This window comes from Alienimonas californiensis (genome assembly GCF_007743815.1).
GTDB classification, from domain to species: Bacteria; Planctomycetota; Planctomycetia; order Planctomycetales; family Planctomycetaceae; genus Alienimonas; species Alienimonas californiensis.
In genome coordinates this window covers 3,413,291-3,435,782 of sequence record NZ_CP036265.1, presented here as the reverse complement: position 1 = coordinate 3,435,782, position 22,492 = coordinate 3,413,291, and the positions used below count along the sequence as shown (strand labels likewise).

At 69.1% G+C, this 22,492-nt stretch carries 17 protein-coding genes and 1 pseudogene; 10 read left to right on the top strand and 8 right to left on the bottom strand.

Annotated features, from left to right (window positions below):
* Positions 1-3 precede the first annotated feature (3 nt).
* Both CA12_RS13490 and araD read left to right on the top strand, forming a co-directional pair.
* Positions 4-1,422, top strand: coding sequence for a GntP family permease (locus tag CA12_RS13490; protein WP_165700750.1), 1,419 nt, complete (start codon positions 4-6; stop codon positions 1,420-1,422).
* A 121-nt stretch (positions 1,423-1,543) separates the two neighbouring features.
* Complete coding sequence (araD, locus tag CA12_RS13485; RefSeq protein WP_145359491.1) at positions 1,544-3,268, top strand: L-arabinonate dehydratase; 1,725 nt, start codon at positions 1,544-1,546, stop codon at positions 3,266-3,268.
* Between the two features lie 249 nt (positions 3,269-3,517).
* On the opposite strand, the gene CA12_RS23015 is transcribed toward araD, so the two are convergent.
* The 4 genes from CA12_RS23015 to CA12_RS13470 form a co-directional block, all read right to left on the bottom strand.
* Positions 3,518-3,640, bottom strand: a complete 123-nt coding sequence (locus CA12_RS23015) for a hypothetical protein (protein ID WP_261342349.1) — start codon at positions 3,638-3,640, stop codon at positions 3,518-3,520.
* Positions 3,641-4,464: 824 nt separating this feature from the next.
* Complete coding sequence (locus CA12_RS13480) at positions 4,465-4,833, bottom strand: hypothetical protein (protein WP_145359487.1); 369 nt, start codon at positions 4,831-4,833, stop codon at positions 4,465-4,467.
* Positions 4,834-4,989: 156 nt separating this feature from the next.
* Complete coding sequence (locus CA12_RS13475) at positions 4,990-6,150, bottom strand: hypothetical protein (RefSeq protein ID WP_145359484.1); 1,161 nt, start codon at positions 6,148-6,150, stop codon at positions 4,990-4,992.
* 16 nt (positions 6,151-6,166) lie between these two features.
* Positions 6,167-6,703, bottom strand: a complete 537-nt coding sequence (locus CA12_RS13470; RefSeq protein WP_145359483.1) for a protein-tyrosine phosphatase family protein — start codon at positions 6,701-6,703, stop codon at positions 6,167-6,169.
* A 263-nt stretch (positions 6,704-6,966) separates the two neighbouring features.
* Here CA12_RS13470 and CA12_RS13465 point away from each other — a divergent pair, with 263 nt between their 5' ends.
* Genes CA12_RS13465 through CA12_RS13455 form a run of 3 tightly spaced genes read left to right on the top strand, consistent with a single transcriptional unit; the run spans position 6,967 to position 9,286 of the window.
* Positions 6,967-7,713 (top strand): LamB/YcsF family protein, encoded by a 747-nt coding sequence (locus CA12_RS13465; RefSeq protein ID WP_145359480.1) that lies wholly within the window; start codon positions 6,967-6,969, stop codon positions 7,711-7,713.
* Positions 7,710-8,366 (top strand): carboxyltransferase domain-containing protein, encoded by a 657-nt coding sequence (locus CA12_RS13460; protein WP_145359477.1) that lies wholly within the window; start codon positions 7,710-7,712, stop codon positions 8,364-8,366. Before CA12_RS13465 ends, CA12_RS13460 begins: the two co-directional genes overlap by 4 nt.
* A 14-nt stretch (positions 8,367-8,380) precedes the next feature.
* Positions 8,381-9,286: a 5-oxoprolinase subunit C family protein gene (locus CA12_RS13455; RefSeq protein ID WP_145359474.1), complete on the top strand. Its 906-nt coding sequence runs from the start codon at positions 8,381-8,383 to the stop codon at positions 9,284-9,286.
* 169 nt (positions 9,287-9,455) lie between these two features.
* On the opposite strand, the gene CA12_RS13450 is transcribed toward CA12_RS13455, so the two are convergent.
* Together CA12_RS13450 and CA12_RS13445 are read right to left on the bottom strand one after the other, a co-directional pair.
* Positions 9,456-10,634: a sensor histidine kinase gene (locus tag CA12_RS13450; RefSeq protein WP_145359471.1), complete on the bottom strand. Its 1,179-nt coding sequence runs from the start codon at positions 10,632-10,634 to the stop codon at positions 9,456-9,458.
* A 732-nt stretch (positions 10,635-11,366) separates the two neighbouring features.
* Entirely contained in the window at positions 11,367-11,840 is a 474-nt protein-coding gene (locus CA12_RS13445) for a hypothetical protein (protein WP_145359469.1), read from the bottom strand.
* Positions 11,841-11,931: 91 nt separating this feature from the next.
* Here CA12_RS13445 and CA12_RS13440 point away from each other — a divergent pair, with 91 nt between their 5' ends.
* Positions 11,932-12,804, top strand: a complete 873-nt coding sequence (locus CA12_RS13440) for a transposase (protein ID WP_145358868.1) — start codon at positions 11,932-11,934, stop codon at positions 12,802-12,804.
* Between the two features lie 848 nt (positions 12,805-13,652).
* Here CA12_RS13440 and CA12_RS23295 read toward each other — a convergent pair.
* Positions 13,653-14,096 (bottom strand): annotated as a pseudogene (locus tag CA12_RS23295) (UGSC family (seleno)protein); the annotation flags it as partial.
* Between the two features lie 920 nt (positions 14,097-15,016).
* Between CA12_RS23295 and CA12_RS13435 the strand changes: the two are divergent.
* The 4 genes from CA12_RS13435 to CA12_RS13425 all read left to right on the top strand — a co-directional run bounded on the left by CA12_RS13435 (position 15,017) and on the right by CA12_RS13425 (position 20,275).
* Positions 15,017-16,057 (top strand): DUF1559 domain-containing protein, encoded by a 1,041-nt coding sequence (locus CA12_RS13435; protein WP_390614121.1) that lies wholly within the window; start codon positions 15,017-15,019, stop codon positions 16,055-16,057.
* A gap of 164 nt (positions 16,058-16,221) precedes the next feature.
* Positions 16,222-16,695: a transthyretin-like family protein gene (locus CA12_RS22145; RefSeq protein ID WP_165700748.1), complete on the top strand. Its 474-nt coding sequence runs from the start codon at positions 16,222-16,224 to the stop codon at positions 16,693-16,695.
* A 59-nt stretch (positions 16,696-16,754) separates the two neighbouring features.
* Positions 16,755-18,179 (top strand): PepSY-associated TM helix domain-containing protein, encoded by a 1,425-nt coding sequence (locus CA12_RS13430; protein ID WP_165700747.1) that lies wholly within the window; start codon positions 16,755-16,757, stop codon positions 18,177-18,179.
* Between the two features lie 578 nt (positions 18,180-18,757).
* Positions 18,758-20,275, top strand: a complete 1,518-nt coding sequence (locus CA12_RS13425; protein ID WP_242687908.1) for a sulfatase-like hydrolase/transferase — start codon at positions 18,758-18,760, stop codon at positions 20,273-20,275.
* Between the two features lie 525 nt (positions 20,276-20,800).
* Here CA12_RS13425 and CA12_RS13420 read toward each other — a convergent pair.
* On the bottom strand, positions 20,801-21,328 hold the full coding sequence (locus tag CA12_RS13420; protein ID WP_145359461.1) for an endonuclease/exonuclease/phosphatase family protein: 528 nt from the start codon (positions 21,326-21,328) through the stop codon (positions 20,801-20,803).
* Between the last annotated feature and the right edge of the window lie 1,164 nt (positions 21,329-22,492).

Here is a 22,492-nt window from a genome sequence, read left to right as displayed (position 1 = left end):
GTCGTGTCGTCAGTCGTGCCGGGGCTGATCCTGCTCGGCTCGACGGCCGTACTGTTCCTGCTGATCGTCCGCTGGAACGTGCACGCCTTCGTGGCGCTCGTGGCGGTGGCCGTCGGCGTGGCGGTCGCTTCGCCGGAGGTCGCCGTGGCGGATTCGGTCGGGGCGGTGACGTCCGCCCTCGGCGAGATGGCCGGCAAGATCGCCGTGGCCATTGTCGCCGCCTCGATCGTCGGCCACGGTCTGATGGCGAGCGGGGCGGCGGACCGGATCGTCCGGGCCCTCACCCCGCGGGTCGGTCGCCGCGGGCGGTCGCTGCCGCTCGTCGCCGGCGGGTTCGTTCTGGCGATCCCGGTCTTCTTCGACACGGTTTTCTTCCTGCTGGTCCCCCTGGCGCGGGCGATGAGCCTGCGGGACCTGCGTGGGCGCCCGCCCGACGGGGAACGGCCGGACGGCGTCGAATCCCCCCGCCGTCGGTCGCACTTCGTGCTGAACGCGCTGGCGATCTCCGCGGGCGGGTCGGCGACGCACGTGTTCGTCCCGCCCACGCCCGGTCCGCTGGTGATGGCGGCGGAGTTGGGGGCCGATCTGGGCGTCGTGATGCTCGTCGGCACCTGCGTCGCGTTTCCCGCGTCGTTGACCGGCTGGCTCTACGCCCTGTGGATCGACCGCCGGCTCGACCTCCCGGTGCGGGACACCCCCGGCGTCGACACCGCCTCCGAGACGACGGCGCTGCGGCCGGACGCCGAACTGCCCCCGCTGGGTTTGGCGCTGTTGCCGATCGCGTTGCCCGTCCTGCTGATCGGCGGGAAAACGGTCGCCGACGTGACGGGAGCGCCGCCCGAGGCGACCGCCACGCTCGCGGTCGTCGGCGACCCGGCCGTCGCCCTGCTGATCGCAGCGGCGGCCTCCGTCGCGCTGTTGGCCCGGCAGCGGCGGGCAGGGATGGCGGAACTCCGCGGCGGGATCGGGACCGCCGTCGCCGCGGGCGGGGTGATCGTGCTGATCACCGCGGCCGGCGGGGCGTTCGGGAAGATGCTCGTCGCCGCCGGGCTGGGGGAAGCGCTCGAATCGATCGGCGACACCCTCGGCCTGCCCCTGCTGGCGCTGGGGTTCGGGCTGGCGAGTTTGTTCAAGATCGCCCAGGGGTCCGGGACGGTGGCGATGATCACCGTCTCGGCCGTCTGCTCCCCGCTGCTGCTCGCCGCGGCGCCGCCGTTCCACGCGGCATGGCTGGTCGCCGCGATCGGGTCCGGCACCCTGGTGGGCACCTGGATGAACGACAGCGGCTTCTGGGTCTTCCGCACCATGACCGGCTTCGACGAGGTCGAGACGTTGAAGACGAAGTCCGCCATGATGGCGCTGATGGGCTTCGCCGGCTTCGTCACCGTGCTGGCGGGGAGCGCGCTCGTCCCGCTCGTTTGATTCCTCGCTGGTCCGAGGCTCGCTTGCGGTTTCGCAGGCGGATCCGTTGTCTCGCCAACCGCGAAACCGCGAGCGATTCCGACCGCCGGTGAACAATTTGAACCTCGAGAATTCCACCCCGATGCCCGATCCCGTTCCCGTCCCGCTCCGCAGTGACCGCTGGTTCGGCCCGTCGGACCTGCGTTCCTTCGGGCACCGGTCTCGGGCGGCGCAGCTGGGATTGGGGCGGGGGGACTATCACGGCAAGCCGGTCGTGGCGATCGTGAATACGTGGAGCGATCTAAACCCCTGCCACGGGCACCTGCGGGCGCGGGCGGAGGACGTGAAGCGGGGCGTGTGGCAGGCGGGCGGCTGGCCGGTCGAACTGCCGGTGCTCTCGCTGGCGGAGAACTTCCAAAAGCCGACCACCATGCTGTACCGCAACCTCCTGGCGATGGAGGTCGAGGAACTGCTGCGGTCCTACCCGGTCGACGGGGCCGTGTTGCTGGGCGGCTGCGACAAGACCGCGCCGGGACTGGTGATGGGGGCCACCAGCGTCGACCTGCCCGCCCTGTTCATGCCGGCGGGGCCGATGCTGAAAGGGAACTACCGCGGCCGGGTGCTGGGCAGCGGCAGCGACGTGTGGAAGTCGTGGGACGAACTGCGGGCCGGCCGCATCACCGAGGCGGAGTGGCGGGAGATGGAGGAGGGGATCGCCCGCTCGCCCGGGACGTGCATGACGATGGGCACCGCCTCCACGATGGCCGCGCTCATCGAGGCGATGGGCCTGAGCCTGCCGCGTTCCTCCTCGGTCCCCGCGATGGACGCCGAGCACCCGCGGGTCGCCGCGGAGGCCGGCCGCCGGGCCGTCGAACTGATCCGCGAGGATCTGCGGCCTTCGAAAATCCTGGGCCCCGACGCCTTCGCCAACGCGGCCGTCGCCCTGATGGCGCTGGGCGGGTCGACGAACGCGGTGATCCACCTCGTTGCGATGGCCGCCCGCGCCGGGGTCGAGTTCACGCTGGACGACGTCGACCGCGCCTCCCGCGAGGTGCCGGTGCTGTGCAACCTGCGGCCGTCCGGCGAACACCTGATGGAGGACTTCCACTTCGCCGGCGGCCTGCCCGCGCTGCTGGAACGACTCCGCCCGCTGCTCAAGACCGATGCCCCGACGATCACCGGCAAATCGCTCGGCGAGAACATCGCCGGCACCCAGGTTCACAATGACGATGTGATCCGAACCCCCGAAACCGCGCTGGCCGATTCGGGCGGGGTCGCGGTGCTCCGCGGGAACCTCGCGCCGGACGGGGCCGTCATCAAGGCCAGCGCGATGGACCCGGCCAAGCGGCGCCACCGCGGCCCGGCGGTGGTGTTCGAGGACTACGCGGATCTCGTCGCCCGGCTGGACGACCCGGACCTGCCCGCGACCGCCGATTCGGTCCTCGTGCTGAAAAACGCCGGCCCGCAGGGCGGCCCCGGCATGCCGGAGTGGGGCATGCTCCCGCTGCCCAAGAAGCTGTTGGAAGCGGGCGTGCGGGACATGGTGCGCGTCTCCGACGCCCGGATGAGCGGCACCAGCTACGGAACCTGCGTGCTGCACGTCGCCCCGGAATCCTTCGTCGGCGGCCCGCTCGCCCTCGTGCAGACCGGGGACATCATCGAATTGGACGTCCCCGCCCGCCGCTTGCACCTCGACGTGCCCGACGACGAACTCGCCCGCCGCCGCGAAGCGTGGCAACCGCCGAAACCCCGCTTTCAGCGGGGCTACGGCGCGATGTTCTCCGCCCACATCCAACAGGCCGACCGCGGCTGCGACTTCGACTTCCTCGTGCAACCCGGGGAGAACCCGGAGCCGGCGATGCATTGACGGGCGGGCGGGGCAAAACGAGCGTTCCAGACCGCGACCAGTTGATCGGTCCCGGCCCACCGGAGAGGCGGGGCGACGAGGTACTCCTGCCCCCCCCCGACCGAGAGTCCGGACGACGCCGCACGCGGCTCTGGCGTCAGCCCGACCAGCGCCCACAGCAGCCCCCGCAGAAGCCCCACGGCAGAGTGAGGGTGCGGACGAGTCGCCACGCCCGGCGGCCGGTAGTGGTCGGTGCGTCGGCCTGATCGTTCACGGCGCTAGGTTAGCCCGCACCGGGTAGTGGTCGTTGACGAACGTATCGCGGCCCCGGCTCGCCGCCTCGAACCGCTCGGCCTCGTCCCCGCCGACGTACAGCACGTCGATCGCTCCCACGCCCGGCTACGGGAACACGCCGTCCCCGGGGGTGTCGTCGTAGGTGTTACCCCATGGCCCGGCTGAGGCTCCGTAGCCGCTGTCCGTCCACCAGTTTCAGCCTGTCGACCCGAACCGGCTTCCTTGAGATCGGCACAGCGGCCCTGCCCGCCGTCAGAGGTGTCAGGGGGAGTTTGCAAGTTGTTGAAGTGGGGATACGAGTCCCCCGTCCGAGAATGCGGGCCCGGGACCAAGTTGCGGGCGCAGCGAATACGGTTTACCCCCTGACACCCCTGACACCCCGCTCTGTCCAGTGCCATACCCTTCTTGAGCCTGCCTCGATCCACCGAACGGCGGCGGCGTTCTAAGCGGCTCTTCGACCGGCTCGGTCGACGACACCTGACAACCCGCCGGCGAATGGTTCGCCTGCGTCGCTGAGTTGCCCGACGGATGGGGCGGGTCTGTGATGCGGCGCTGTTCGCCACGAGCCGGAGCGGACGCTGGGCTCCAAGGCGTCGCGTCGACGCAGGCGACGCATTCGCCGGGAGCTTTACGGGCGGCGGCGGGGCGGTTCGGTCCGACCCACAGCGGAGGAGCTGTTTGGCCGGCAGGCAAGTGACAGGTTTAAGGAAAGGGTTTAAGGAACGGGTCGAGACCTGATCGAACAGCATTGAGCAGGAGGATCCCCCGTCCGGGTTCGGGCGGTGCGGGTCTTCGCTTTTCGCTATCGGACAGACGGGTCACGTTACCGATCACCGGGCGGCCGCGAACGATTCTCAATTGCTAAAACGCCGACCTTCGCCGCTCCGGTGCATCAGATGGTTATCGGCCGTATTTCGGGCTTGTCAGTTCTCGACAACCGCGACCTGTTTGAAGTCGCCGTTGACGTTGAACAACGCAGAATATAGCGAGCGGGACGCGGCCTTGTCTTTCGGCAGAGTTTCCGAGTCGAGCAGTTCGCCAAACATGACGCGAACGTCGTCACCGAACTCCGGGTCCGCCATCAATCGCTCGAACTCGAAGCTATAGCGATCAAGTTGCACCATGTCCTGATCGTCCGGTTTCTGAGCGACGATGCAGACCCTTCCGACACGAAGGTCGGTTGCCTTCCTGGTTTGGACGCCGTGAGTATTGAGGTCGTAGAAGGCCTTCGGTCCGAAGAGTGTTGCGTGGGGACGCCCCTTGCAGTTGTTAAGTAAGACAGGTTTGTCCATCGATCGACTCCTGTGTGGTTGGAGGATTTCGTTCGCAGCAAAGCGCTACTGAGCAGCTGCCGGGGCCGCCTGAAAGACCTGCATGCCGTGCGAAACCGGGACGGCGGGCCCGGTCCGCTTTGTCCGTGGGTTCGCCGTTCGCTCCGGTGCTTGGGCTCAGCGCCGCACGGAGACTCCGGTCGAACCGAACACGACCACCGCTCCATTCCGCGCACGCACGGCCGGGAGGAGTTCCTCGACGCCCATGTGGTCGCCGAGGTTTCGGCCGTTCACCACCACGTCCATCGCCGTCGACAGCAACGGCTCGACCTCGTCGATCGCCCAGCAGATCGACTCCCAGATCAGCCGGACGGGGTTGCCGAATGCGCCGCCGCCGATCAGCGTCAGCGCCACCTTGTCGCGCCCTAACGCCGCCGCACCCAGGAGCGTTCCCAGGTACGCGGCCCGGAGAAGGGCGGCGCAGATCGGCCGAAGGTTCGGATCGCCCGCGCTGGCGCCGCTGTACCCGCCGCCCGCGAACGTCGACGTGAACGCCTGGCCGATGCGACGGTAGCCCGCCACGGCCCCGTCCCAGTCGTAGCCCAGGAGCACGGGAACGTCGTCGTGGACGCCGACGCGGATCTCCTCGAAGCGGTCCTCCAGGGCGGCCCGAAACGCCGACCGATCCGCAATCCCGGAGGAGGTGAGGTAGCCGCTGCGGACCTCCGCGACGCCCGGCGAACAGACCGCTTCAAGCAGGTTGAGTTGCGGGCCGTCGGTCGCCTGGACGAACCGTTCGCCGTCGGGGCCGGGAGCCGCGTAATGCCGCAGGAGCGTGCCCGAAAACGCGGAGACCGAAGCCCGCGGCCCCTGCGTCGGATCGCTGAAGTAACGTGCGACCGGCGTCACGTAAGGCCCGGGCGACTCCAGACAGTTGAACTGCGAAGCGACCTGGAACAGGGTCCCCGGCCCGGCGGCGGCTTGGAGGCTGCCGATATCCGTGGCGGCGGAGTCGCCGTCGAGGACCCACAGCCGCACCCGCCCGCCCGCACCCTGACGGCCCGCGGCGACTCGCTTGCGGAGGGTGCCGATCGACGGGGTTTCGAAGCGGCCTGCGGGAATGTCGACGCCGTCGCTGCGCAACGTGCCGGTCCCCGCCGCGTCGAAGTGAAACGACCTCTCGGGGGCGGCTCGGACCGCAGCCTCGATCCGGGCCACCTGGCGGCGATCGCCGGCGCCGGCCGAGGACTTCACGGCCGCGACGTGGGCCGAGAGGTTCTGCAGAAATTGCTGTTCGAGGCTCGGGTCGCCGGCCTGCTCGAGCACGAGTTCGATCATGAGTTCGTTCCTGGCATCAATGCCGACCTCCGGCCCAGGAGCGGATGAACCGCTCCTGGTCACCTTCAAAGGGGTGATGGTTCCTGGGCAGATCCGTGCGGAATCCCAGCAGCGCGTCGATCGCCTGTTGCGCCGTGCGACCCTGCCGGATCAGAAGGCAGGCGACGACCGTCCCCGTCCGGCCGTGGCCGCCCCAACAATGCAGATAGGTCGGCGTCTCGTCTCGCAGCCCCGCTTCGATCAGTTCAAGGGCTTGTTCCAAGGCGCCCTCGGGCGGGGCGCTGGCGTCGGGCATCGGGAGGCTCAGGCATTCCACAGCGGCCTGACGCTCGGCGGCCAACGCCTGCAGGCGCGGTACGTACGGCTCAAAAGGGCGACCGCCGCGACCTCGTTCGGTCGCCTCCATCAGACAGAGCACCCGGCGAACGCCGCAGTCGAGCAGGCCTCGGAGCTTATCGTCGCGAGTCGCGGGTTCCTGATCGCCGGGGTAATGGCCGGCGCACAGCAGGCCGTCGCGGACCCAGAAGCTCTGAGGAAAAGGCTTGATCGTCATCTCGACAGCTACCCATTCGGGGATATGAGGCGAACGAGCGTTTCTCCCTCACGCCGCGGAGCGACGTACGGACGTTATCCTGCGCCGGCGCACATTCGGGAAGCTCGAAGTCGACCGGACCGACGAATCCGCGGCGGCCTCGGCCGGTCGTCCGCTGTGATTGCCCTGCTGCAATTCCTTAAGCTCGACCGGAGAGGACGGGCGGATCAGGCGATGCGGCGCCCGACGGATCGATCTATGACAGCAAATCAACGGCCCCGGCGATGGACCTGAACGCGGACGTGGGCGAAACGACGGTCGAGCGGGACCGTCGACTGCTGCCCTACCTGACGTCGTGCAACGTGAGCTGCGGGGCGCACGCGGGCGGAGCGGAGTTGATCGTGGCGACGGTCCGGGAAGCCGTTGAATGGGGGGTTCCGGTGGGGGCCCACCCGTCGTACCCGGACCGACCGGGCTTTGGCCGGCGGTCCGTTCCGATTTCGGACGCACGGCTGGAGGCGGAACTGCTGTTCCAGATCGCGACCGTGAAGTCGTTGGTCGAGGCGTTCGGGGCTCGACTCCGTCACGTGAAGCCGCACGGCGCCCTATATCACGACGTGCGTTCGCCCGGCCCGCGGGCGGGGGTTCTCATCGCGGCCGTCAAGAGGATCGCCCCAGACGCCGCGATCGTCGGACAGGCGGGGTCGCCGCTCGATGAATTGGCGATCCGGCAGGGACTGGCGTTCCGGCACGAGGCCTTCGCAGACCGACGCTACGCGGCCGCCGACGCGCTGGTCCCGCGGTCCGACCCGCGGGCGCTGATCGAGACCGAAGACGAGTTCCGCGACCACCTCGGCGACTTGCTGGCCGGGCACGTCCGTGACGCGGCCGGGGAGCGGCACGTGATCCCGGTCGATACGATCTGCCTTCACGGCGACTCGCCGCACGCAGTCCATTTCGCACAGATCGCCCGAGGCATGATCGACGGCCGGACTAACCAGACCGCCGACCGCGGCGGCTCGCCGTCGTGACGATCCGGCGCCACGAGATCCGCCTCTTCGGCCGACCGGTCGTGGCGACCGAGTACCACGGCGAGTTCCTGTTACTGCGCCCGGCGTCGGCCGACGCGCGACTGCCGGCGAGTTTCGGTGCAAGGTTGTCGTCCCGTCGGCCGGAGTTCTGCGACGAGGTGATCGCCACGGAGCGGGAAATCTGCCTGAAGCTCAACGACCGCTACACGGAGCAGGGCCTTCAAGCTTTAAATAGTATTCCGGCCGACGACGCCGGCGCCGCCGACGGGCGGGCGGTCCGCCTGCCGGTCCGGTTCGGGGACTCGCCGGACTGGGACCGCGTCTGTCGTCACACGGGTCTGACGAGGGAGGAATATCAGACGGAGTTGCTGCGGTGTCACCTCTCGGTCGCCATGATCGGGTTTCTGCCCGGCTTCGTTTATCTGAAGGGCCTGCCGGACCGCCTGCAGGTTCCCCGCAAGGAGTCGCCGGACCGCCGTGCGGCGGCGAACTCGTTCGCCGTGGGCGGGGCTTACGCGGGAATTTACTCGCTGGAAAGCCCGGCCGGATGGAACGTGCTCGGCGAGGTGGGGGTGAACGTCTTACGACTCGATCAGTTGCCTCCCGTCAGTCTGCAGCCGGGCGACGTCGTCACCCTGACGGAACGGGCCTGAGGGGAAGCTGAGCCGTGCCGACGAACGCGACGATCGACACGAGCGGCGAAGCCGTCGGGCGGCTGTCCGTCGTGCGCGCCGGGATGCTGAGTCTGCTCCAGGATCGGGGGCGCCGGGGCTTGGCCTTCTACGCGATCCCGCCGTCCGGCCCGTTGGACCGCCGGTCGGCCGAGTTGGGAAACGCGATCCTCGGGAACGACCCGGACGCACCCGTAATCGAGTGTCATTTCGTGCCCCCGGCGCTCCGGTTCGAGTCGGCCGCCGTCGTCTGCCTGACGGGGGCGGACATGGGCTGGACGGTCGGCGGCCGTCCGGCGCCTCGGTACGCCACGGTCGCCGTCGCGGCAGGCCAGACGCTCGCGGGCCGTCCCGCCGTAGGCGGCTGCCGGGCGTACGTCGGCGTCCAGGGTTCTATTCGAACGAGTCGGTCCTTCGGTTCGGCCTCGACGTACGTGCCGGGGAGGTTCGGGGGGAACGGCGGCCGGCCGCTGGCGGCCGGCGACGTGATCCGCTGGCAGCGCCCGGAGGAGACGAGACCGCAAATGAGCCTCAGCCTGGCGGACGAGGACGCGTCGGACCGCCCGATCACGTTGCGGCCCGGGCCGGAGTACGACCGACTCACGCCGACCGCGCAGCATCAACTGACGAACGGCCAGTTTTGGGTCAGCCCGAACAGCGACCGCATGGGGGCCCGGCTGGAGGGGCCGACGCTGACGCTTCGGGAAACCGCCATGACCGACAGCGTGCCCGTCCTGCCGGGCATGATTCAGGCGCCGCCGTCCGGCCGGCCGATCGTGCTTCTCCAAGACGGCCAGACCACCGGGGGCTATCCGCGGGTCGGCTACCTGCCGGCCGCGGAGGTCGACCGACTGGTGCAGATCCCTCCGCGGCGACCGTTTCGCTTCCGGTTCTCCGCCTGAGGGTTTTCTATCTTAGACCGGGCGGGGTGGGGCCGTTTTCTTAGTGCCCCGCCGGTTGCTCCCCCGCGATCGTCGGAGGCATTCTGAAACCCGTGCCTCCGGGGGCGAGTCGATGGGACGATCGGTCGGAGTCGCGGACGAAGGAGGCGGACGGTCTTCAGAACGCGAGTTATCCCGCGGCTTTGGGGTCGCTGAGTTCGCGGCCGGCGACGGCGGGCAGACGCGGAAGGCGGACGGTGAACGTCGTGCCCTGCTCCGCCGTCGAGGCGACCTCGATCTCGCCGCCGCTGGCGTGGACGATCTCGCGCACGATGTACAAACCCAGCCCGATGCTGCCCGGAGCCCGCTGCAACGCCGACTCCAGGTCGGCATGGCGCACCAGCGGATCGAAGAGCGTCGGCAGGGCCTCCGGCGGGATCGGAGCGCCTTCGTTGTGCACGCTCAACACCACGGTCGAGCCTTCCGCTGCGACCGAGAGTTCGATCGGCCCGTCCGGCGCCCCGTGCTGAAACGCGTTGCCCAGCAGGTTGGAGACGATCTGCCGGAGTCGATCCGCGTCCCCATGGCCGGCGAGGTCGCCGCGCGGGCGAAAGTGCAGCGTGCGCCGCGGGTGGGTCGCGCGAAATCCGTCGACCACTTGACGACAGAGCGGTTGCAGGTTCAGCGGCGCGCGTTTCAGCGGCATGGAGCCGCCCAGCCACGTCGAGGCGAAGTCGATCATATCGTGGATCAACCGTCCCATCGCCTCCGCTTCCGTGCTGATCATCGCCAGCGCCTCGACGGACGTCGCGTCTCCGTCCGAAGGCGAAAGCAGACGCGCGCCCATGCGGATGCAGTTCAGCGGATTCCGCAGATCGTGGCCGAGGATCGCCAGGAACAGTTGGCGAGACCGATCGACTCGCTCGGTATAACTGCCGACGGCCTCGGCGAGCGACTGATCGATCGCCTCGTTGAAGCGGGTGACGTCGTCCAAGTCGTCCAGGTCCGGCTGCGGCAGGCTCTCGCGCCAGAGACGCAGAACGCTGGCGCGGAGGGCGCGGTATTCGGAGACGACCTCGACGATGTCGAATCCCGAGCCGACGCGCTCCCGGGCGTGCCGCGTCGAGGCGTCGTCCAGCCGGTCGCTCTCCCCGGCGTCGGCGCCGCGGCGCCCTTTGGACTTGCTGGCCTGCTGCGCGAGGCTCTGGTGGACCTGCATACTGCGGGCGGTCGCCAGCAGGATCTTCTCGGCGTCGTCCCGCAGGGCGAGCTTCGTCATCGTCGCCCCCGGGGCGAGGGCGGCCGCGAAGGCTTCCCATTCCGCGAGGATGGGCTCGACGTTCGCGAGGCTGAACTTGGCCAGCCGCATCGATCGCTTCGTGGGGGTGTCTCAGCCTCCGGCGGCCGAACTCGCGTGTCGGTGAAGCTCGCATGATACCGCACGCGATCACGCGGCGCGTCGACGTCGGCAAGGTAGAAACCGGCGGGACTGACGACGCCCCGCCCGCTGCGGGTCAGGACGGGTGTGTCCGCCCTTCCCATCGCCACGTCTTGGCGAAGCAGCAGTTCCGGAGCCGTGCGAACAGGCCCGCTGGGCGAGACCAAGCCCGGCGCAGGGATCGTCGATCGCCACGCACCGGCCCCCCATGTCCTCGCAAAACGTGCGTCGCATGCGTCGACGCCGATCCTCACGATCACGGAGCTCAGTCACGAGAGAGCACAACGCGGCCGGTGCGGCCGCCCCGTCCGGCCGCAAAGACGTCGCGTCGACGCGGTCGACGCACGCGTCGGTCACTTGATGAGCGGGGGCACCTTGTCGGACTCACCATTGCCGAGGAGCTATCCCGCCCGCCAGCGAGCGAGGCGATCGACGGACGAAAAGAGCGGGCCGCGGGCCGGAACCTTCCGCGCTTCGGTGGATCCCGCCCCGCCCGGGTTCGGGCGGGGCGGGATCACTGTTCAGCGTCCGGCCGATTCGCCGCTCCGATTCGTGGCACGGTCCCGCTTTGGCGTCCGTGCCGCCGACGTCCCGCGCTGGACCGTCGAATGTCGGAACCGCCCCCCGCATTCGCGCTGCAGTCCAGCGACGTAGTCGGCCTCCCTATTCGAGGAAGAACTCGCTGAGCGGGCGATAACCTTGCTCCGCCATCAAAGCGTCCCAATTGTCAGGCAGCTCGATCGCGATGGTGGCGTGGTTTCCGCCGGGCATGGTCTGCACCTTGTTTCGATCCGCGTCCCCGGTCACCAGGATGGCGGTTACGCCGGTCTGCATGACGGGGACGGTGTAGATTTTCTCCGCTCCCGGCAGCGCAGGGAACCAGGGCGGCGGCTCGGTCAGCGCGCCGTCTTCGTTGCGGACGATCCGCCTCATGTGCATTTCGACGGTGTACCGGGCGGGGTCGAAGGCGCTGCCCGGGTTGGCCCAGTAGTTGGAGTACGCCCGCTCATAAGCGGGCCGACGCGCCGTGGCGACGAGGGCGTCTTCGAGATCCCGCTTTGATTCATAACCGCGGGCCAGATCGCGGGCGACGTATTCGGTGATCAGGATGGTCCGGGGCGTGATAGGAAATTGCAACTAGCGGCGCAACGTCTTGCGCAAAAACGAGTTGGGCCTCACGGTAGCGGGTGTTCCACCATCCGCCCCGATCCCCCAGCGGGAGACCGCCGTGAGGCACCAACTCTGGACCGCGATCGTCGCCGAACTGGCCCGCCTGCACAACGGCCGGCCCGGCCGCGGGCAGCGGTTCAGCGACCGCCGGATCCTCGAGGTCTACTTCTTCGCCGTCGTCCGGAAGCTGCCGGTCCGCCACGCCTGCGACGCCCGCAACTGGCCGGTCTGGCTGCGGGGACGCCCGCTGCCCAGCCCCGCGGCGATGAGCCGCCGGATGCGGTCGCGGTCCGTCCGGGAGTTGCTGGCCGCCCTGGACCAGGCGGTCGTCCGCCCGCCGGCCGGGCGGGGCGACGGCGGCCTGGCCCACTGGATCGACAGCACGCCCCTGCCGATCGGCCCGACCTCGACCGACCGGCACGCCGCCTTCGGACACGCCGGCGGGACGAAGGCCAACGGCTACCGGCTGCACCTGTTTTTGCGAGGCGACGGGTCGGTCGCCGACTGGCGGCTGACGCCGATGAACCGCGACGAGCGGGTCATGGCCCGGCGGATGATCCGTTCGGCGAAGGCGACCGGCTACCTGGTCGGCGACGGGAACTTCGACGTCAACGCCCTGCACGGCGAGTGCGAGGTCCGGGGCGATCTGCGGCTGATCGCCCCCAAACGCAAAGGCGGCTTCGGCCGCCGCAAACACCGCCGGGGCCGCTACGAAAGCGCGGCGCTGCTGGCGGAGCCGCGGGGGCCGTTCGCGGCCGCGTTGATGACCGGCCGGATCGCGGTCGAGCGGTTCTTCGGGACGCTCAAGTCCGCCGGCACGGGCCTGATCGGCTTGCCGCCGTGGGTGCGGACGATGCCGCGGGTCCGGCCGTTCGTGATCACGCACCTGATCCTCGACGCCCTCCGCCGACGGGGCGCGGTTGCCGCTTGATGCAATTTCCTAGTGAGCTTCGGGCCGCTGCCCGTGGCGAACTGGCCTTTCTCCACCGCGTCCCAGGCCATCACCTGCATGATGTTTTCGGGGCTCGACGACGCCGGCGTGAGATTGTTGCCCCACATCAGGGCGGACGCTGCGGTCAACGCATTTTCATTGAGCTGATATCCCTGCTGCACGTGATACGGCTGCCAGCCGATCCGCAGGCAGGCCGCTTCGTCTTCCGCCATCGACCAGGGCATCAGGTATCCGAAGCTCCCCATCCGGTCCTGTTTGACGTAGTAGCCGCCCAGATTCAGCATGGCCAAGTTGATGAACCGGCCCAGGGCCGCGTTGCGGGGCTCGTTGATCTGCCCCTGCTGCGAATCCAGGCCCAGTTGTCGGGCGACCGGGCCGTTGACCCAGCAGAAGGGCGTCCAGGCGTGCGTGCTGGCCAGCGTGCGCCGATAATTTCCGTCCGCCAGGGCCTCGGTATAGGCCAGCAGGAGCGGCATGAACTCCGGCGGGCATCCCGACATCACGCCGTTGACGGCGACGTGCCAGACCAGGGTCTCCCGATAGGCGATCGGCAGCACGCCGACGACTTCGTCCCCGGGCCGGTCGGTGTATTTCAAGAACTCCTCGGCACGTTCGACCGTGGGCGGGACGATCGGCAGCCCGTCGGACCAGTGCTGCTCGGTGAAGAACCGGTTCACCCCGTCGATGGTGCCCGCGAAAACGCGGTCCTTCGGGTCCGTGTCCCCCGCTTTGCGACGCTCGGCGATCTCCGCCTCCTCGATCGGTTCCGTCAGGGCTCTAACGATCTGAGGCCAAAGGACTTCCCGGGTGTTCTGAAGCAACTCCTCCCGGCTGTGGGCCGCAAACGCGCCGGGATAGGTCGCGGCTCGCGGCGCGGGCACCCCGTTGTTGACCGCGGTGGAATAGACCTGCCTCACGAAGGTCGTGCCGGCGATCGTCACGGCGGGGATGCCGAGGTATTCGGCGGCGATGCTCGAACCGGTCTCTTTGGGGGTGCAGAGTCCGCAGCCGCCGTTGCCGGAGACGACGGCCTGCACGCCCATCTCCCGGAGCTTCTGTTGGAACTCCTCGTTGGCCTGTCGTCTGACGCCGGGGCCGGGAAAGGGGCCGCCCGAGCCGATCTCTCCAAGTAAGATCACGTGGGCCGTGGGATAGTCCCTCAGGATCAGCCGCTTGATCTCGGGATGCGTCACGTTGGCCATAAAACTGCCGCCGACGACGGCGACCGTCTTCCCGTCCAGCGTGCTCAGGCGGGGCGCCTGGTCGATCATGTCGACAGTCTGGTTGCCGACCGGCGACACGACGGCGTATTTCCCGGCTGGAACTGGAGCTCCCGGCAGCAGACACGCGTCGTCGCACTCGTAGGACAACGCGCCTCCCGCGGCGCCCTGGGCCGGCGTTATTGATGCGGACGACGCGGCGGGAGGGGCAGGCACGTCTCCCCGTGCCGATTGGACCGTCCCGAGACCAGCTGGCAGGGCCAGTGCCCCGGCTATGACGAGGGAGGTCAGCCGCAACGGCGTCCGCGGTCGAAGTTCTAGCACGCGATTTCTAATTTCCGGGGGGAGGTTCCGATCGTGCGGTTCGCAACTCTCCGCCCTTGGCCAGGGGGGCGGGAGCAAGACGGCGGTTGCGGACCGAGTCATCCGAGATTCAACGCCGCTCAGGGGCGTCGGTGTCGCTTCAAGTCGGAAACTGTCCGCCCGCCGGCCCGGCAGCTCCCCAGTCTGCGGACCGACCCCCACGCGTCGTCGTCCGTCTCCTGCCCGTACGCCGACAAAGCCGCCCCGGCTGCCCGCTCGCCGTAATCATACGCCTTCATTGGTAGCGAACAGGATCCGCGGGTCGGGGTGCAGACGCTCTGGCTGGACTGCCGGGCGTCCTCTGACCCGATGATGCGGGCCGTCGCGCGGCTGATCTCCCCCAGGCGTCGAACAGCCCCTTGCTCCTGCCGCTCCCGGCGAGCAACCCCGCCCCGCCCGAAGTTGAGCAGGGCTTCTTTCGAACATCGCAGCGAATCGCCCGACTTGACGCAGCTTGGCTTGCGAATACCTCCCGGCCGTGTTGAGATGTCGTCTCAACTCGACGACCGTCGGCTTCTGTCGGCGAATACGGCAAGCAATCGTCCACCCGCACCGGGTCGTAGCCAGCCCCGTTCGATTCGATTTCAATCTCCCAAACCGGGTGGCCCGTGCTCGCCGCTTCCTGTTCAGATTCGCGTTCCGGCGTCTCCGCCTCTCGGCGGCCACGGCTCGGGTTTACGCTCATCGAATTGCTGGTGGTGATCGCGATCATTGCGATCCTGGTTTCACTGTTGTTGCCCGCCGTTCAGCAGGCGCGTGAGGCCGCCCGCCACACGCAGTGCAAAAACAATATGAAGCAGATCGGGCTGGCGTTTCACAACTTCCACGGCACCTTCGGCAAGTTTCCGGACGCCACGACCTGGTACGACCCGGAAACCGGGAAATCGTCCATCGACTTCACCGACACGACGAAGCAGTTCGTCGAACGCACCTGGCCGGTCGATATCTTTCCGTTTCTCGATCAAGCGAACACGTTCGCCGAACTCGACGACGTTGCGCAGTTCGGCCATCGCGGCGGGTTGTGGGGCGAGGAAAACGCGGATCTGGTGGCCACCCATATCCCGACCTACGAGTGCCCGTCCTCCCCCGGTCCGCACGAGTTCACCGGCTGGTACCAGACGGTCGAGGGCGCTCTGCGGGAGGAGGCCCCGGACAAGGTCGTCGCCACGGGCGACTTTATGCGGCCGCGGGAACTGCAATACGACGACGGGACCGGGTCTCGCATTCTGCAAACGGCGCTCACCTGGAGGACGCCCACGCGGTTCCGGGATTTGAGGGACGGCGTGTCCAACACGATCTTGATTAACGAGACGGCCGGCGCCCCCGAGCCCTGGTACCGCGGCGAACAGCTCGGCCCGGACGACCCCCTCTACGACTGGTCCGTCGACCGCCTGAAATGGGTCGGCCCCTGGGCCTCCTATAAGCACTGGCGGATTCGCAATCATAGTGCCGACGGACGCACGCGGTTCGCCGGCTCCTGCCTGATCAACTGCAACAACACCGAAGCCCAGCCCTATTCGTTTCACCCCGGCGGCTGCAACGTGATTATGTGCGACGGCTCGGTGCAGTTCCTCAGCGAAACGATCGACATTGAGGAGGCCGTCGCCCTGTTCACGCGCCAGGCGAACGACGTCGCCGGCGAGTTCTGAATCGCCGCAGTCGAATCAGTCAGTGCGGCGTATTCCGCCGGCTCCCGCTCCGCCGGTCTCTGAGTTTCCCCGGTCTCTGAGTTCCCGGCTCCGCCGCTCCTGCTCAGCGGGAGGGAGGGCGGAGCGGAGGCCTGCCCCCGACGTCCTTCGACTTGAGCCGCCCCGTGAACGCCGCCGCACGGACCCTCTGCGCGCTGTCCGCCTGCTTGCTTGGGGGCTGCGGACCGGACGACGGGCACTTGGAGACCTACCCGGTCCAGGGCCAGGTTCTCGTGAACGGGGAGCCGGCGGCGGGCTGCACCGTCGTGTTCCTTCCGCTCGATCCCGAGGTGTCGAACAACGTCCGACCCGGCGGACTCACGGACGAGGAGGGCCGCTTTGAATTAGCGACCTACGAAACCGGCGACGGGGCGCCCGCCCTGACGTACGGCGTCACCTTCCGCTGGGAGGCGACGGACTGGCCCGGTCGCGCCGCGGAGGAGGCGATCGACCCGGTTCAGCCCGTCGGCCCGGACCGCTTTCAGGGGGCGCTGTCCAGCCCGAGCAAGTCCGGCGTGGAAGTCACGGTGGAGGAGGGCGAGAACGTCCTGGAGCCGTTCCGCCTGGACGACGTGAAACTGCTTCCCAACTCGAAATAATTCATGAAGCCCGGGACGCCCTCGGCCGACGGTCAGCCCGGCCCCGGGCGGACGACGCCGTGAACAAGAAACTCCTGTACGCCGTTCATGGCTGGCTCGGGCTGAACTTCGGACTGGCGCTGTTCGTGATCTGCCTCTCCGGCACGATCGCGGTGTTGAGCCACGAACTGGATTGGCTGTCCAACCCCGTCGTGCGGGCTGCGCCGCGGCCGTCCCGGGTCAGTTACGGCGAGATGTACGAGTCCGTCCGGGCCGCCTTCCCCGACAACCGCATTAAGAACATGTGGGGACCGGTCGGTCCGCGGTTCGCGTGCGAGTTCTGGATCGACTCCGACAAAGGCGAAACCGTCCGCGTCTACGTCGACCCGTACACCGGCGAGACCCTCGGCACGGCGCCGTGGTTCAATACCCAGCGGTTCTTCCGCGACTTCCACCGCCGCTTCTTTTGGTATTCGTGGTGGGGGATCTGGCTCGTCGGGGCGTTCGGCTTCGTGCTGCTCGGTTCGTCGGCGACCGGGCTGCTCTTTTACAAGCGCTGGTGGGCGAAGTTAATCACCCTCCGCGTCGGCAAGGGGTTGCGGGTCTTCTGTTCGGATCTGCACCGGGCGCTGGGCGTGTGGACCCTGCTGTTCGCCCTGCTGATCAGCCTCACGGGCGTCTGGTATCTCGTTGAGATCCCGCTGGGCTGGGCGTCGCGGGGGGAGCGACCGCGCCCGCCGAAGGTCTCCGAGGAGGTTTTGGACGACCTGCCGCCGGACGCGGAGCGGTTGCCGTTGGACGAATTGCTCGCCGGCGTCCAGCGGGTCGCCCCGGAGTTTCAGGTCCGGGCGATTTTCTTTCCGAACCGTCCGAACGCCCCCATGCAGGTGCACGGTCAGGAGACCGCCTGGCTGGTGCGGGACCGGGCGAACCATCTGTACGTCGATCCCTACACCGGCGAAATCCTGTCGCGGCAGCGGGCCGAGGAACTCGACGCGCTGGCCCGCTGGGCCGACACTGCCGACCCGCTGCACTTCGGCGACTTCGGCGGTTTAACGAGCAAACTCATCTGGTTCGGCTTCGGTCTGGCGCTCTCCGCACTGATCCCGACCGGCGTCTATTTATGGATCAAGCGCCGCGATCAGATCGCCGGCGGCGTCGTCGCTCGGGAGCGGCGGCGAGAGGCGGGGGGGGATGCGCACTCCCTCGTCAAGGCGCTCTGCGACGCGACGCGGCGTCGCACGGCCGTCGGATCGCTCTCCACGACCGCACTATTCGCGCTGGCCGCCTACGCCACCTGGGAGGCGCTGGCGAGACAGGCCCGCGAAGCCCCGGAGGGCGCGTGGCAGGCGTTGGGCGGAACCGGACCGATCCTGATCTACGGCACGTTCCTGCTGTCGGTCCTCGTTGCGTCGATCTTCTGGTATCGCGTCGCCTGGTTTTACGCTCCGGGCATTCCCGTCGCACGCAGTTCTGCGGATCCCGCCCCGAAGGGAGACGGATGACCGCTCAACGCCAGGGCGAAAAGCTCACGGCCGGGCTGGTCGCCTTCGGCATCCTCTGCGCGGCGGGCGGCTGAGCGACGGCACGGAGGCCTGAACGACTGGGGCCACGTCCCCGGCTATTTAACCGCCGGCGGCGGTCGGAGAAAAAGGACGACCGGAGCTTCGACAGGAAGAGCGCCGGCGACGCACCAGCCCCTCCTATCAATCGGCGACTTTTTTTGCCGGCCGGGCGGATAGAGATCGACGGTCAAGTCTCGCTGCTCGGGGACGCACCGGAGGGCAACGACAAGGCGCTGCGGGAATGGCGCACAGCCACGGCCGCCAGCAGCGTCACAGCTGTACTGCCCGGACGCGCCCCCGAAGGCGGCGGCTCGACGGTCACGATCGGCAGCGGGTCGTGCTGACGGCGGGGCGGTCGCGCCGGGGGATGGGGGCGTCGGTCATGCTGCGGGAAACTTGAGCAGCGGGACTCCGTTCCGGCGGCTCGCGCGCCGCGGGACGGTTGCGGCTGCCGGCGGGGCGGAGCAACCTCGAGGTTCCGCGGCGCCCCGCGGAACTCGTTCCCCCGAGAGGCGTCGATGATGCGGAAGCCCGCCCTGTTCCCCGCTCTGGCGGCGTGTGCGATCGGTTCGCTCGCCCTCGCGTCCTCGGCGTTCGGGCAGGAGGCGCCGCCCGGCAGCGCCGACGTCCGGCCCGACGGCCGACCAAACGTGCTGCTGATCGTCGCGGACGATCAGGGGTACAACGACCTCGGGCTGTTGGGGAACGGGATCATCACCCCCGCCCTGGACCGGCTCGCCGCGGAGGGGACGCGGCTGACGAACTTCTACGTCGCCTGGCCGGCCTGCACGCCGTCCCGCGGATCGCTGCTGACCGGTCGCTACCCCCAGCGGAACGGCGTCTCCGACATGATCCGCAACGAGGCCCCCGACTACGGCCACCAGTACGCCGCCCCGGAGTACGAGGCGACGTTCGAGCGGATCGGCGGCATGGACGAGCGGGAAGTCCTGCTGCCCGAGGCACTGGCCCCGGCGGGCTACGTCAGCGGGATCTACGGGAAGTGGGACCTCGGGTCGCTGCGGCGGTTCCTGCCGACCTCCCGCGGGTTCGACGACTTCTACGGCTTCGTCAACACCGGGATCGACTATTACACCCACGAGCGGTACGGCGTGCCGAGCATGTACCGCGACCTCGAACCGACCTCCGCGGACCGCGGCACGTACAGCACCGCCCTGTTCGAGCGGGAGGCTTTGCGCTTCCTGGACGAAATGGCGGCGAAGCCTGCGGGCGACCCGTTCTTTCTTTATCTGCCGTTCAACGCCCCGCACAACAGCTCGTCGCTGGACCCGGCGATCCGCTCCACCGTGCAGGCCCCGGACGAATATAAATCCCTGTACCCGCCGGTCGCGGAGGAGACGCGGAGGACGACTTACCGGTACGAGTACGGCGGCGGGGAGACGGTCGAAGTCGCCACGGGCGCCGCCCGGCGGCGGGATTATCGGGCGGCGGTGACGCGAATGGACGCCGCGATCGGCCGGGTCTTGGACCGGCTCGACGCGGCGGACGCGTTGGACGAGACGATCGTGATCTTCCTGTCGGACAATGGCGGCGGCTCCGGCAGCGACAACTCGCCGCTCCGCGGACGCAAGGGGCAGATGTGGGAGGGCGGCGTGCGGGTGCCGTGCCTCGTCCGCTGGCCGGCCGGCGGGGTGCCGGCCGGGGCGGTCAACGACGAACTGCTGACCTCGCTGGAGATCTTCCCCAGCCTGCTCGCCGCCGGCGGCGTGCCCGCTCCCGACGGCGTCGTGCTGGACGGGCACGACTGGTGGCCGACGCTGACCGACGGCCGTCCCTCGCCGCGGACGGCGATGTTCTGGGAGCGCCGCGACCAGCGGGCCGCCCGCGTCGGGGCTTGGAAGTGGGTCGACATGCCCGGCGTCGGTGGCGGGCTATTCGATCTGGCCGCCGACCCCGGCGAGACGACGGACCTGTCCGCGGCCCGGCCAAAAGCGCTCGAACGGGTTCAAGCCGCGTTCGACGGGTGGAAGGCCGCGATGAACGCCGCCGAACCCCGCGGCCCGTTCCGCGACTATTAACCGGCCCGGCGGCCCTCGCCAAACCGCTCGGCCTCCGCCCCGCCCCGCCGACGTACAGCATGTCGATGACACCCACGTCCGGGTACGGGAAGACGCCGTCGCCGGGGGTGTCGTCGTAGGTGTTGCCCTTCTCCCGGGTGAGGCTCCGCAGCCGCAGTCCGTCCAACAGCCTCCGCGTCATCAGGGCGTGGGTGTCGTCGTAGCCGTCGGTCCGGTCGTCGGCGAGGACGACGCCGTTCTTGCCGGCGTCCGTCTCCCCCACGTTGAAGTCCCGCCGACGACCGCGGTGAGGGTCGGATCGGCCGCGAGCCGCTCGGCGACGTGCCGGGCCCTCGCCGCGGCCACCAGTTCCCGCTTGCGGGCGTTGTCTCGGTCCTACTCGCCCGATCGGCCGGAGGAAGACTTCAGGTGCGTCACGAACATCACGAGGCCCAAAGCGGGTACGTCTGCGGCGAGGCACCCGCGGCCCACGCCCATGTCCGCGATCCCGTCCAGGTCGACCCGCTCCAGCCGGCGCTCCTCTGGCTAGCCGGACCGGGCGCCGCCCTCAGGGCCGCGGTCGAACACCACCGCGTTCGCCAGCGGGAGGCGGGAGAGAATCGCCACCTCCAGGCTGCTGTATTGGGCCTCGTCGTTCGGATTGAAGTCGCTCACCACCACGTGCTCTGGGCCGGTCGGCAGGCCCAGCGCCTCGGCGACCGTTCGGGCGACCGCCAGCGAAGTGACTTCGTCCAACAGCAGCACGTCCGGCCGCACGTCGGCGGCGAGGGCGGCGAAGTCGTCGGTCCGAGCTTGGACGTCGGCGACGGAGAACAGGGGGCCGCTGTTCCAGGTCGCCACCACCACGTCGCCGTCGGCGGATCGGTCGGTCGGGACGGACGCTGCGGGCGCCGACGGATCCGGCCCGAAGCCGTCGGGGTGGCCGGGGAAGCGGTTCGGGTCGGAGGGGAACTCCTCGGGGACCGCCGGCGAGTCCGCCTCGGGCTTCGGCCGACAGCCGCACGCCGCGAACAGAACGAGAACGAGAACGAGGGCGACGTTGCGGGAGAACACGGCGGGGGCCGTCCGGCGGGGGGCGGGAAACCGGGCCCAGCGTAGCCCGTCGACTGGCAGTTCGATCCGTCCGCCCGGTTCCGGCCCGCCGGCGCTCTCGCGTGCGTCCCTGCGACGGTCTCACACGGGGCGGAGGCCGTCTCGGGCAGCGAGGGCATCCTGCGGCGTCTCCTGGGCCGTCTTTGGCTTGCCGACGTTCGTGTGCGGGGGCGGCGACCGGTTGCGGCCCTCCGCCGGTCGGAGAATCGACCGGCTCCCGCGGTCGACGCCGACGGTCCGTGTTCGCCTCCAGCGGGGCCTGGCCCCCGAGCAAAGAACGAACGAGCCGGGGCGGGCGCTCTACACGACGAACCCAAGCTCGATCCCCAGGGCGACGAGCCCGTCGTGCAGGTACTCCCGCAGGCAGCGCCGCTTCCACGCGAGCATGGCGCGGGCCTCTGGGTATCGGGCGTAGAAGCGCCCGTGCTGGGTCAACTTCGCAACGGGCTCGCGTCGGGAAAGGCGGATGTCCCCCCGACCGAGCGTGAACAGGCCGGAAAGCTCGACGAAGGTCTCTTCGGGCAGCGTCGCGATCCGCTCTCGCAGGTTCCGGTAGCGGTCGGGGCGGGGAACCGCGAGGTTCGGCGGATGGGCCGGGGCGCGGATCTCGTCGACGGTGAGGTGGGCGAAGATGTGGAGCTTCTGAGGCGGGGGGACGATCGACGACTCCGAGAGGTCGGCCGTCCCCGCGAGAGTAGCCGTGCCGAGGATGTGCGTTTAGGCGAAGCGTTCGACGGACAGGCGGCGGAAAAGTCGGCTCCAGGTGCAGCAACCTGCCGACTCCGCGAGCGGCCGCGGTGGCCGCAAATTTAATTTGTAGATGTGTCCTTCATCGCGGTCTCACGGCCTCCGCCGCTGCGGCGGCCGTGAGCCGACCTCCGGGTCAGGAGGACCTCCTCCGGTGCAGGCCGGTCCCGCCGCTTCAAATTGACGTTACGACGGGGCAGATTTACGGAACCCTTGACCTCCGCCCGCCCGGGTCGTTCGAGACCGTCCTTGCAGGTTCGTGTCAGGGGTGTCAGGGACACAACTGAGTTCTGGACCCCGCGGCGGCTGGCGCCGACCGCAACGCGACCGCGGCGACCCGAAAGGCTCGCGGGCGGCGCCCCAGCCGTCCGACCGGCC

Excerpts from the sequence above, each read along its gene's own strand:
- araD (WP_145359491.1), top strand. The coding sequence starts at position 1,544 with ATGCCCGATCCCGTTCCCGTCCCGCTCCGCAGTGACCGCTGGTTCGGC.
- CA12_RS13480 (WP_145359487.1), bottom strand. The coding sequence starts at position 4,833 with ATGGACAAACCTGTCTTACTTAACAACTGCAAGGGGCGTCCCCACGCA.
- CA12_RS13475 (WP_145359484.1), bottom strand. The coding sequence starts at position 6,150 with ATGATCGAACTCGTGCTCGAGCAGGCCGGCGACCCGAGCCTCGAACAG.
- CA12_RS13470 (WP_145359483.1), bottom strand. The coding sequence starts at position 6,703 with ATGACGATCAAGCCTTTTCCTCAGAGCTTCTGGGTCCGCGACGGCCTG.
- CA12_RS13465 (WP_145359480.1), top strand. The coding sequence starts at position 6,967 with ATGGACCTGAACGCGGACGTGGGCGAAACGACGGTCGAGCGGGACCGT.
- CA12_RS13450 (WP_145359471.1), bottom strand. The coding sequence starts at position 10,634 with ATGCGGCTGGCCAAGTTCAGCCTCGCGAACGTCGAGCCCATCCTCGCG.
- CA12_RS13425 (WP_242687908.1), top strand. The coding sequence starts at position 18,758 with ATGATGCGGAAGCCCGCCCTGTTCCCCGCTCTGGCGGCGTGTGCGATC.